This window comes from Sorangium sp. So ce362 (assembly GCF_051519845.1).
Taxonomy (GTDB): domain Bacteria; phylum Myxococcota_A; class Polyangia; order Polyangiales; family Polyangiaceae; genus Sorangium.
Window position 1 is genome coordinate 11,222,144 of sequence record NZ_CP150332.1, and the last position, 11,228, is coordinate 11,233,371.

The window sequence follows — 11,228 nt, forward strand, 5'->3', positions numbered from 1 at the left end:
CGCGTCAAGAACCGGCGCTCGCGTCCCTCGTGTCCCGCACGCGGTGGAGCACGCGCGCGATCCCGAACAGGTTCCAGCCCGCGAACCCGAGGAACAGCGCGAACAGCGCGACCGCCCAGCGCGACGCGCGCGGCGAGCTGCCGTCGATGAGCAGCCAGGCGTCGCCGGTGACGGCCGTCCCCGTCTGCTCCTCCACCTCGGCGGCCAGCCGCGCGTGCCGGATGCCCGCGCTCTTGAACGGCACGAGCCGCCCGGCGAACGAGCTCGGCGGCACGAAGCGCGGCCCCTCGAACCCCTCCGGCACCCGGATCTCCACCCACACCCCCGGGTTGCCGGCCACCGGCGCCAGCCGGAACGAATCGCCCTCCGCGGCCCGGCCATACCGGATCGCGTCGCGCGTCCCGAGCAGGGCCACGGCCCGCACGTAGCGGTTCGCGAGATCCGCCGTGGGGCGCAGCGGCGCGAGCTCCCCCACGTCGACGGGCCGACCGGGCGACAGCGCGTAGCGCGCCTCCCCGAAGACGGCGATCGCCATCCACAGCGCGGCCACCGCGGTCACCGCCATCAGCACCACCGTGACCGTGCGCTCCTGCCTCGGCGGCGACGGCAGCGCGAGCAGCTCCGGATCCGGCCCCGTCACGTCGAGACCAGGGCCGCGCGGGCCGCGCGTCATGGATTCCAGGGTCGAGGTCGGGTCGGTGGGCACGCTTCGTCGAGTATACAGCCGGAGCGCCGGCCGCGGTGCAGGGAGCCGCGCCGCGCGCGCTCATCCTCATCCATCCCGCTCCCACGCGGGGGAATGCAGCGGGATGGATATGGCTGAGGATGAGAGCCTCGGAACAGGCCCGCCCTGTCCAAGACAACCCCGCCCCGGCGCGGTTCCGGTCGCCGCGCGCTTGCCCGCCCGCGGCGGCTTGCCTAGCCTAGCCGCGATGGCCCCGAAGAACGACAGCTCCATCGTCTGCCCGTCGTGCGGCGCGAACAACGCCTCCGTGACGGCGAGCGGGCGCTGCACCTCGTGCGGCACCCGGATGGGCTCGCTGCCGCCTTTCCGCGACTCCGAGCTCGACCGCCACCGCCGCTACCAGCAAGAGGGCTTCTCGATCCTCTGGTGCCTCATCGCCCTCGTCCTGCAGAGCGTGCTCACCGCGGCCCTCGTCGGCGGCCTCCCCATGATCGTGCAGCAGCTCGACTTCGAGGGGTCGAACGGGATGATCGTCGCCATCCCGGTGTGGTTCATCGGCGGCGTCCTCCTCGGCATGATCTCCCCCGGCAAGACCTTCCTCGAGCCGGTCGTCGCCTCGTTCCTCGTCGCGATCCCGACCGTCTTCTACCTCCTGCAGAGCCAGACCGTCCGGACGATGCCGCTCTTCATGTACGTGATCATGGCGCTCATCGGCGTGCTGTTCACGCTGATCGGCTCCTACCTCGGCGAGCGCATCCAGATGGGCCCGGCCCCCGCGAAGGCGGCCGACTGAGGACGCCCGGCGTGACGGGGAGCGCGGGGGCAGCAGGGACGGCGGCGCGGCGGATCGCGGCGGCGCTCGCCGCCCTCGCCGCGGTGGCGGCGGCCCCCGGGTGCGGCCGGTCGGCCGAGCGGCAGGAGGCGGACGCGCTCCTGCGCGCGATCGACGTCCTCCGCGACGCCCCGAGCGAGCCGCGCGCGGCGCGCGAGGCGCTGCTCGCGGAGCTCGAGCGGCAGCCCGCGTCGACCCCTCCCGCCGCGAGCGCCAGGGACACGTGCGCGCGGGCCTACCGCCTGCTGCTCGACGCGACGGCCGCCGAGGCGCGCGTGCGCGCCCTGCTCGAGGCGCCCGACGGGTCCGCCGGGCCCGGGGCGCTGTCCGAGCTCGCCGCGGCCGACGCCAAGGTCAAGGAGAGCGCCGAGATCATGCCGAAGTGCGCCGAGGCGCTCTCGAACCTCCGCCGCGCCGCCCGGCTCGGGATGTGACGGCCCGCGCCGCGGCGCGCCAGCCACGCCGGCGCCCTGGCCGCGCGCCGCCCGCGCCGCGGCGCCCGCGGCGCCCGCGGCGCCCGCGGCGCGCCGCCTGCCCCGCGCCGCGTTCCGCGCGCCGGGGTTGCGCGCCGCCGGCCCGCGCCGGGCGAGAGAGATCGCTTCCGGCAGGGCAAGGGATCCGCGCTCGCGGTCCCCTGTGCTAAGACCGCCCTGCCATGTTCGACACGCTGACACGGGGCTTTCGTCAGGCCAGAAACCGCCTCGCCGGGCTCACGGAGCTCACCGAGAGCAACATCGACGCCGCGCTCCGCGAGGTGAGGCTGAGCCTGCTCGAGGCCGACGTCGAGATCGGGGTGGTCAAGGCGTTCCTCGCCCGGGTCAAGCAGGCCGCGGTCGGCCGCACCCTGGAGACGCGCGTGAAGCACGCCGGCGAGCTCCACCAGGTCTCGGCGAGCGACCACTTCATCAAGATCTGCCACGACGAGCTCGAGGCGATGATGACCCACGAGGGCGACGAGATCGCCTGGGCCGACGGCGGCCCCACGGGCATCATGATGGTCGGCCTCCAGGGCTCCGGAAAGACGACGAGCTGCGCGAAGCTCTCGCGCTACCTCGAGAAGCAGGGGCGCAAGCCGCTGCTCGTCGCGGCCGACATGCAGCGCCCCGCGGCCGTCGAGCAGCTCAAGGTGCTCGGCGACCAGCTCAAGATCCCCGTCTTCAACCTCCCCGGCGAGTCGCCGGTCGCGATCTGCGCCGCGGCCCGCGCCGAGGCGAAGCGGCTCGGCCGCGACGTCATCATCTACGACACCGCCGGCCGCCTCGCGATCGACGAGCCGCTCATGCAGGAGCTCGCCCAGATCAAGGAGGCGACGTCGCCGGAGAACATCTTCCTCGTTGTCGACGCGATGATCGGCCAGGACGCCGTGAAGACGGCGCGCGGCTTCAACGAGCGGCTGTCGATCAGCGGCGTCGTGCTGACGAAGCTCGACGGCGACGCCCGCGGCGGCGCGGCGCTCAGCATCAAGGAGGTCACGGGCGCGCCGGTCCTCTTCAGCGGCATCGGCGAGACGGCGGACAAGCTCGAGCCGTTCCGCGCGGACGGCATGGCGAGCCGCGTCCTCGGCATGGGCGACGTCGTCGGCCTGATGCAGGACTTCGAGGAGGTCGTCGACCAGAAGAAGGCCGAGAAGGACGCCGCGCGGATGCTCCAGGGCGACTTCACGCTCGACGACTTCCTCGAGCAGGTGCGGATGATCCAGAAGATGGGGTCGCTGAAGGACCTCGTCGACAAGCTGCCCATCGGCGGCATGTTCCCGGGCGGCCTGCCGCAGGACGTCAACCTCGACGATCGGGAGCTCGTCCGCATCCAGGCGATCATCCAGTCGATGACGCCCTTCGAGAAGGGCGACCCGTACGCGCTGGTCCGTGAGCCGAAGCGGGTGGAGCGCATCTCCAAGGGCTCGGGTTCCAAGCCCGAGGCGGTGAGCGAGCTCGTCCAGAAGTTCCTCTTCATGCGCCAGATGATGAGCGGCCTCGGCCAGAACATGGGCCTGATGGGCAAGATCCCCGGCATGAAGCAGGCGGCCATGGCCAAGAACATGCGCGAGATGCAGAAGCAGATGATGGCCGGCGGCGGGATGCCGGGCATGCCCGGGATGCCGGGGATGGGGATGCCGGGGATGGGCTTCCCGGGGATGGGCTTTCCGGGGATGGGGATGCCGGGCATGGGCGGCTTCCCGGGCGCCGGCGCGGGCGGCCCGAACATGACGAAGATGAAGACGCTCAGCGCCAGCGAGCGCAACGCCAAGAAGTCGCAGCGCAAGCGCGAGCGCGACGCCCGCAAGAAGGGCCGGAAGTAGCGGCGGTCCGGATGCGCCGGCCCTGCAGTCAGCGGCGCGCTCTCGACCCTGCGCGCGCGCGGGCCCTCGGGCTGGCCGCTGTGGTCTTCGCCGCCTCGTGCTCCCGGGGCGGCGGGGGCGAGCAGGAGGCGGCGCCCGCGGGGGCCGCTGGCCGGGCGCCGGCGCCGGCGAGCAGCGGCGTGGGCGCCGGCCAGGGCCAGGGAAGACAGCCTGCCGCCGTGAAGGAGCTCTCGGTGCGCAAGCTCGCGCCCGGCGCGGCGGTCGCGATCGACGGCCGCCTGGACGAGCCGGCGTGGCAGACCGCGGCGAGGACTGGCCCGTTCGTCAACGTGGGCACGGGCCGCGAGGACCGGTCGCTGCCGACGCAGGGCGAGGCGCGGCTGCTCTGGGACGACGCGTTCCTCTACGTCGGCTTCGACGTCAGCGACGGGACGATCACCGGCGGCTTCCCGCAGGACGCGCGGGATCCGCACCTCTGGGAGCGGGACACCGTCGAGGTGATGATCGACCCCGACGGCGACGGCGACAACAAGGATTATTACGAGATCCAGATCAACCCGCAGAACCTCGTCTTCGACTCGCAGTTCGACGACTACAACGCTCCGAGGGGCGGCGCGAACGGGCCCTTCGGTCATGAGGCGTGGAGCGCGGGGCTCGCGAGCGCGGTGGTGCTGAGAGGGACGATCGACGACGACTCGGACGAGGACCGAGGGTACGTGGTCGAGGCGAAGATCCCGTGGCGCTCGTTCGCGAAGGCGAAGGCGGCGCCGCCGTCGCCCGGCGACGCGTGGCGGATGAACTTCTACGCCATGCAGAACAACGGCGGGGCGGCGTGGTCGCCCATCCTGGGGGAGGGGAACTTCCACCGGGCGCGGCGCTTCGGGCGCGTCCGCTTCGTCGGGTCGGGCGGGGAGACGGGCGGCGCGGGGGCGCCCGCGCGCGACGCCGGCGCGGCGCCCGCGATGGCGCCCTCGGCGGCGCCGCCCGGCGCGATGAGCGCAGAGCGGGCGACGCCGGGCGCGCGGGTGCCCTCCGCGTCGGTCGGTCCGAGGCCGGACTACCGGGCCGATCCGCCCGACCGCTGAGCTGCGCACCCGGCGTTTGTCTGAGGCGTGAGCCCTCGGTGAAAAAAAGGAGCAGAGGATGTTCACGAAGCTCGGACTCCGGAACTTCAAGGCCTGGCGTGGCGCACATGTGTTCGACCTCAAGCCGCTCACGCTGGTCCTCGGCGTCAACTCGGCCGGCAAGACGAGCCTGCTTCAGCCGCTCTTGCTCCTGAAGCAAACCGTCGAGTCGCCCGACCGGTCGCTGGCGCTCAACCTGGGCGGACAACCCGGTGAGATGCTGGACCTCGGCAGGCTCTCCGACGTCGTCTCCGGGGGCGATCGTCGCGCCGAGCTCGGGTTCCGCCTGACCTTCGGCCCGGTGAGCATCGGCAAGGGGGCCGAGCCACGCACGCTCGATTCCGTGGAGTACGAGGTGGATTATGGCGCCGCGGAGGATGAAATCCCCTGCGTGCAGCGGCTCTCGTACGTCACTGCTGGCGGCTCCTATGCTGTCGCACGCCAGCAAGACGGCACCTACGCGCTCTCCGCGCCGAGCGGCCCCTTGCCAGACGACCGGCGGGCCCGGAGAGCCTACGAGCCCGAGCGCTCCGTCGGCTTCTCGGCCGATGCGGTCGCTGCCCTGGGCCCCGCGGGCGCGGACGCGCAGGATCTCGCGCTCGCGCTGACGCGGGAGCTCCAGCGGCTCGCCTACCTCGGGCCCCACCGGAGCGTGCCCACGCGCCACCACGCCTGGACGGGGCGTTCGGTCGGACAGCTCGGATCGAGCGGTGAGCACGCGATCCCGGCGCTGATCGCGAGCCTCGTCGGCCGCCACGCCGACGAGTCCGAGCGGGGCCGCCTCGTCGAGCAGGTCTCCGCAGGGCTCGCGCGGCTCGGGGTCGCGGACAAGATGGAGATCGAGCGCCACGCGACGACGTTCTTCCAGGTCATGATCACCTTCCAGGGCCATCGGACGAACCTGCTCGACGTCGGCTTCGGTGTCTCCCAGGTCCTGCCCGTGGTCACCTCGGCGTACTTCGCGCCCGAGGGCTCGACGGTGATCATGTCGGAGCCCGAGCTCCACCTGCACCCGCTGGCGCAATCGGCGCTCGGCGATCTGCTCGTCGACGCAACGCGAGAGCGCAGGGTGCAGTTCCTTGTGGAGACGCACTCGGAGCACCTCTTCCGGCGGATCCAGACCCTGATGGCCGAAGAGCGCATCACGCCGGACGAGTGCGCCATGTACTTTGCCAGGTGCGATGACGGAGAATCGGTGCTGGAGCCGCTCGAGGTGAACGAGTACGGGCGGGTCGCGAACTGGCCCGACAAGTTCTTCGGTGACACGGTGGGCGAGGTGGAGCGGCAGGTAGAGCGGATGCTCGACCGCATGGAGAAGGACGAGCGACGTGGCTGATCATGTCGTCGACACAAACGTGCTCATCGTCGCGAGCGCCGCCGATCCGGCCTCGCCGTTCAAGGACACCCATGTCCCCGCGAACGAGCGGAGGATCGTCTTCGCGTGGCTCAAAGATTTCCGTGGCGACCACGGGCGCGGCCTGATCATTGACAGCGCCCGCGGCATCCTGCGCGAGTACAAGAAGAAGCTGACGGCCCAGGACTACGGCCTCGTCGTGGCGATGGAGAAGCTGCGGACGGCGGCGTTCGTCTCCGTGGAGTACGACGGAGAGTACGCCGTCGTTCCCGAGGGGCTCGCGCGCTTCGACAACTCCGACAAGAAGCTCGTGGCGGCGCACCTCGCGCATCGTTCGGCCGGTGGTCGAAGCACCATCGTCAACGCGTGCGACACCGACTGGCACGAGCACGAAGAGGCCCTCTCCGCCGAGGGGGTCATCGTGGAGCAGCTCCTCCCCGGGTGGTGCCAGAGAGAGTTCTGGCGCAAGCACCCCGAAAAGGTGCCTCTTCTGGCAAACGGTGGAGAGCGCGGCGTCGCGACGACGGAAGCAACGACGGAGGAATGAGCGCTGCTTGACCGCCTTCGCGCCGCGCGGCCTCTCGGGTCGCCTCCCGCGAGGCCGGACGACGAGGGCGCGGATGGCGCGCAGGCGCGCTTCGTGCCCTCGTCGCCCGGCCATGCGAGCTCCCCCGGCGTCACCCGCCGTCGCGCCCCGGCGAGGGAGGTCTGCGATGAACTCGCCGGGTTTCCGAGCCGGTCCCCCCGATCACTGCGCCATGCGCTAAGCTCCGCCCCCTGTGCCCGTCCTCACCGCTCACGATCTCCACAAATCCTTCGGTCCCCAGACCGTCCTCGATGGCGTCACGGTCAACATCCGCACGGGCGAGCGGGTCGGCCTGGTCGGCGTCAACGGCTCCGGCAAGAGCACGCTCGCCCGCATCCTCGCCGGCCTCGAGCAGCCCGACAGCGGCACCATCGCGCGCCGCCGCGGCGCCGAGATCGGCGTCCTCTCGCAGGACCCGGTCTTCGAGCCGTCCGACACCGCGCGCGACGTGGTGCTCGCCGGGCTCTCCGCGTGGTACGCGGCCAAGGCCCGCCACGACGAGGTGAGCCGGGCGCTCGCGGCCGGCACCGGGGACGCCGAGGCGCTCCTCGCCGAGCAGGCGGCCGTCGCGGCCGACATCGAGCGCCTCGGCGGATGGGACATGATGCACCGGGTCGACACCATCATCGGCCACGTCGGCGTCACCCGGCCCGACGCGCCCATGAGCGTGCTCAGCGGCGGCGACCGCCGGCGCGTCGCGCTCGCGCGCCTCCTCGTGTCGCGGCCCGCCCTCGCCGTGCTCGACGAGCCGAGCAACCACCTCGACGTCGAGACCGTCGAGTGGCTCGAGCGCTTCCTCGTCGACGAGCACCCCGGCGCGCTGCTCCTCATCACCCACGATCGCTACCTGCTCGACCGCGTCGCCGAGCGCACCCTCGAGATCGACAAGGGCAAGGTCTACAGCTACGACGGCGGCTACGAGGAGTACCTCGAGCAGAAGGCCGACCGCCTCGCCCTCGAGTCGCGCACCGAGTCGAACCGGCAGAACTTCCTGCGCACCGAGCTCGAGTGGCTCCGGCGGCAGCCGAAGGCGCGCACCGGCAAGCAGAAGGCGCGCATCCAGCGCGCGGAGACGACAAAATCCGCCCCGCCGCCGAAGGCCGAGCGGACAGCGCAGCTCTCGGTGGACTCGGTGCGCACCGGCAAGACCATCCTCGAGATGAAGAAGCTCGGCCTCGCGGTCGACGGCAAATGGCTCGTGCGCGGCCTCGACTTCTCCCTGACCAAGGGCGAGCGCGTCGGCATCGTCGGCCGCAACGGCACCGGCAAGACCACGATGCTCCGGGCGATCCTCGGCCAGCTCGACGCCGCCGGAGACGGCGCGGCCGCCGAGGGGCCCACGATGGAAGGTGAGGTCGTGCTCGGAAAGAACTCGAGCGTCGCCTACTTCGACCAGCACCGCAGCGGGCTCGACCTCGACAAGTCCATCTTCGAGAACATCGCGGGCTCGCATACGCGCGTCGAGATCGGCGGCCGATCCATGGACGTGCGCAGCTACCTGGAGCGGTTCCTCTTCGATCCGAACAAGGCGCGACAGCCGGTGGGCTCGCTCTCGGGCGGCGAGCGGGCGCGCGTCGCCCTGGCGAAGATGCTCACCCAGAGCGTCAACGTGATCATCCTCGACGAGCCCACGAACGACCTCGACGTGATGACCCTGGCCGCGCTCGAGGAGATGCTCATCGAGCTCGAGGGCTCGGCGCTCGTCGTGACCCACGACCGCTGGTTCCTGAACCGCGTCGCGACCTCGATCCTCGCGTTCGAGGGCGGCGGCCGCGTTGTGCGCTACGCCGGCAACTACGACGCCTACCGCGAGCAGCGCGCTCACGCCGCGCTCGCGGCGGAGGCCGACGCGCGGGCCGCGAAGGCGCAGGCGGCGGAGCCCCGGCCCGCGCAGGCGCAGGGAAAGACCGCCGCGCGCAGCGGGGACAAGCCGAAGCTCTCGTTCGCCGAGCGGACCGAGCTCGAGGCCATCGTCGGACGGATCGACGTGGCCGAGCAGCAGGTCGTCGAGCTCGAGGCGAAGCTCGCCGATCCGACGCTCTACGCGAGCCGCGGCGCGGACGTCGCGGGGCTGCTCTCGGAGCTCGAGCGCGCCAAGCAGGAGGCCGCGCGCCTCGTCAGCCGGTGGGAGGAGCTCGAGACGAAGCGCGAGGCCGCCGGCAAGGCGTGACCGGCGTGGCCGGCGTGACCGGCCGCGCCGGGCTCACGACGACCCTTGTCGGCGCCGCGCCGTCCGGCGACCATGGCCCCATGATGACCGTGTTCGAGGTGTACCTCGCCCCGGGGACAGCCGGCGCCGACCTGCTCACCGCCGAGGTGATGAGCGAGACGGGAGCGCAGGTCATGACGCTCCAGGAAGCAGAGCTTGTCGGCTTCCAGGGCCTGAAGACGCTGGACGGCGCCGGCGACGTCCGGCTCATCGCCGTGCGCGCGCGCGACGCCGCCTGGATCCATCGCTGTCTGGAGACCAGCGGGGCGGTGGCGTCGTTCCGGGCCCACCAGGTCGACTGAGCCGCCCCGGCACGATCCGCTCCCCCCCCCCGGGTAGCCATGGCGTCCAGCCGATGAGCGCAGCCCGAGAGCTCCGGCGCTCGCCGCCGGCGTCCCTGATCCAGACGGTCGATCGGCACCGCGCGCAGGCCTGCCGGCGCCTCGACTCCGCCCGGCGCTCCGAGCTCGGCCAGTTCCTGACGCCCCCCCGGCTCGCCTCGTTCATGGCGTCGCTCTTCCAGCGCCTCGGCGGGTCGGTCCGCGTCCTGGATGCCGGCGCCGGCGTCGGCTCGCTCACGGCGGCGCTCGTCGCCGAGGCGTGCTCCCGGCCCGACGCGCCGACAGACATCCTCGCCGTCGGCTACGAGCTCGATCCGGCGCTGGTAAAGCATCTTTCCAAATGCATGCGCGCTTGCCGCGACGCGTGCCGCGCGGCGGGCATCGCGTTCGACGGGCGCGCGGTCCGCGCGGATTTCATCGCCGCGGCCGTCGAGGAGCTCTCCCTGCCCGGGCCGCGGGCGCGCTTCACCCACGCGATCCTGAACCCGCCCTACAAGAAGCTCGGCGCCGGCTCGGCGGCCCGGCGCGCGCTCCGCCGCGCCGGGATCGAGGCGAACAACCTCTACGCTGCCTTCCTGGCGCTCGCGGTGCGCGTCCTCGAGCCCGGGGGCGAGCTCGTCGCCATCACGCCGAGGAGCTTCTGTAATGGTCCTTACTTCATGGCCTTCCGCGAGCTGTTCCTCCGCGAGATGTCACTCCGCCGGGTGCACGTCTTCGAGTCGCGCACGGCGGCGTTCGCGGAGGACGACATCCTGCAGGAGATCGTCGTCTTCTGCGGCGTCAAGGGCGCGCCGCCGGGCGCCGTGCTCATCTCGTCGAGCAACGGCCCGGACGACGGGCCGATCGTGGCGCGGCAGGTCCCCCACGCCGAGGTGGTGCGGCCGGGCGACCCCGAGCGCCTCATCCACGTCGTCCCGGATCAGGCAGGCAAGGACGTCGCGGACGCGTTTGCGAGGCTGCCCGCGCGCCTCGCGGATCTCGGCCTCTCGATCTCCACGGGCAAGGTCGTGGACTTCCGCGCCCGCGAGCTGCTCCGCCTGGACCCCGCGGCGGACACGGCGCCGCTGATCTACCCCGCGCACCTCGACGCGGGCGTCGTCCGCTGGCCGAGGCCCGGGAAGAAGCCGAACGCCCTGGTCGATTGCGCCGCGACAGCCCACCTCTGGATGCCGAGCGGGACCTATGTCGTCGTCAAGCGCTGCTCCTCGAAGGAGGAGCGCCGGCGCATCACGGCGGCCGTCTTCGATCCGGCGACGGTGCCCTGCGCGCGCGTGGGCTTCGAGAACCACCTCAACGTCTTTCACCGGAGCGGCGCCGGGCTGCCGCCGCTCCTCGCCCGCGGCCTGCGCGCCTTCCTGAGCTCCACGCTCGTGGACACGTATTTCCGGCAGTGGAGCGGCCACACGCAGGTGAACGCCGCCGACCTCCGGCGGCTCACGTATCCCGCGCTGGAGACGATCGAGCGGCTCGGCGCCCGCGCCGGCGATCGGGCCCTCGGCCAGCGCGAGATCGATCGCGCCGTCGAGGAGGCGCTCGGCGCGGGCGCGCGAGGCGTCATCCCCGAGGGCGAATCGGCGGGGATGCCGTGAATGCCAGTCCGGCCGCCTGACGCAGAGAACAGGGCTTTCCGGCAAACGCGCTGAAGCCGGCGGGCCTCGCGTGGGTCCTTTCCCGGCTCCGTGATGTAGAAGAATTTGAATCACAGAGGCACAGAGGACACAGAGGAGAGAACAAAGGATCTATGTGTCTTTATGGTTCCTTCTCACATGAAACCAGAAAAGAGCTCATGGGACGCGGC

The 11,228-nt window shown here is 72.0% G+C and carries 10 protein-coding genes; 9 read left to right on the forward strand and 1 reads right to left on the reverse strand.

Features of this window, described 5'->3' with window-relative positions; translation table 11 throughout:
* Positions 1 to 4: 4 nt before the first annotated feature.
* Complete coding sequence (locus tag WMF17_RS43050; RefSeq protein ID WP_437599361.1) at positions 5 to 706, reverse strand: hypothetical protein; 702 nt, start codon at positions 704 to 706, stop codon at positions 5 to 7.
* A gap of 226 nt (positions 707 to 932) precedes the next feature.
* Between WMF17_RS43050 and WMF17_RS43055 the strand changes: the two genes are divergently transcribed.
* The 9 genes from WMF17_RS43055 to WMF17_RS43095 all read left to right on the forward strand — a co-directional run bounded on the left by WMF17_RS43055 (position 933) and on the right by WMF17_RS43095 (position 11,019).
* Positions 933 to 1,478, forward strand: coding sequence for a hypothetical protein (locus tag WMF17_RS43055; RefSeq protein ID WP_437599362.1), 546 nt, complete (start codon positions 933 to 935; stop codon positions 1,476 to 1,478).
* Positions 1,479 to 1,489: 11 nt separating this feature from the next.
* Complete coding sequence (locus tag WMF17_RS43060; RefSeq protein WP_437599363.1) at positions 1,490 to 1,951, forward strand: hypothetical protein; 462 nt, start codon at positions 1,490 to 1,492, stop codon at positions 1,949 to 1,951.
* Between the two features lie 221 nt (positions 1,952 to 2,172).
* Positions 2,173 to 3,816 carry a signal recognition particle protein gene (gene ffh / locus WMF17_RS43065; RefSeq protein WP_437599364.1) on the forward strand — a complete coding sequence of 548 codons (1,644 nt, stop codon included), beginning with the start codon at positions 2,173 to 2,175 and terminating at the stop codon, positions 3,814 to 3,816.
* A gap of 11 nt (positions 3,817 to 3,827) precedes the next feature.
* On the forward strand, positions 3,828 to 4,901 hold the full coding sequence (locus WMF17_RS43070; protein ID WP_437646704.1) for a carbohydrate-binding family 9-like protein: 1,074 nt from the start codon (positions 3,828 to 3,830) through the stop codon (positions 4,899 to 4,901).
* A 58-nt stretch (positions 4,902 to 4,959) separates the two neighbouring features.
* The gene (locus WMF17_RS43075) at positions 4,960 to 6,276 is read left to right on the forward strand and encodes a DUF3696 domain-containing protein (protein WP_437646706.1); all 1,317 of its coding nucleotides are present in this window, start codon (positions 4,960 to 4,962) and stop codon (positions 6,274 to 6,276) included.
* On the forward strand, positions 6,269 to 6,841 hold the full coding sequence (locus WMF17_RS43080) for a hypothetical protein (protein WP_437599367.1): 573 nt from the start codon (positions 6,269 to 6,271) through the stop codon (positions 6,839 to 6,841). Before WMF17_RS43075 ends, WMF17_RS43080 begins: the two co-directional genes overlap by 8 nt.
* Before the next feature lie 232 nt (positions 6,842 to 7,073).
* On the forward strand, positions 7,074 to 9,050 hold the full coding sequence (locus WMF17_RS43085) for an ABC-F family ATP-binding cassette domain-containing protein (protein ID WP_437646708.1): 1,977 nt from the start codon (positions 7,074 to 7,076) through the stop codon (positions 9,048 to 9,050).
* Between the two features lie 5 nt (positions 9,051 to 9,055).
* On the forward strand, positions 9,056 to 9,391 hold the full coding sequence (locus tag WMF17_RS43090; protein ID WP_437599369.1) for a hypothetical protein: 336 nt from the start codon (positions 9,056 to 9,058) through the stop codon (positions 9,389 to 9,391).
* Between the two features lie 53 nt (positions 9,392 to 9,444).
* A complete protein-coding gene (locus WMF17_RS43095) occupies positions 9,445 to 11,019 on the forward strand; it encodes an Eco57I restriction-modification methylase domain-containing protein (RefSeq protein ID WP_437646710.1) in 1,575 nt (524 codons plus the stop codon).
* The last annotated feature ends 209 nt before the right edge of the window (positions 11,020 to 11,228 follow it).

Bases quoted from the DNA above. Each gene is read 5' to 3' on its own strand.
- WMF17_RS43070 (WP_437646704.1), top strand. From the start codon at position 3,828: ATGCGCCGGCCCTGCAGTCAGCGGCGCGCTCTCGACCCTGCGCGCGCG.
- ffh (WP_437599364.1), top strand. From the start codon at position 2,173: ATGTTCGACACGCTGACACGGGGCTTTCGTCAGGCCAGAAACCGCCTC.
- WMF17_RS43075 (WP_437646706.1), top strand. From the start codon at position 4,960: ATGTTCACGAAGCTCGGACTCCGGAACTTCAAGGCCTGGCGTGGCGCA.
- WMF17_RS43055 (WP_437599362.1), top strand. From the start codon at position 933: ATGGCCCCGAAGAACGACAGCTCCATCGTCTGCCCGTCGTGCGGCGCG.
- WMF17_RS43095 (WP_437646710.1), top strand. From the start codon at position 9,445: ATGAGCGCAGCCCGAGAGCTCCGGCGCTCGCCGCCGGCGTCCCTGATC.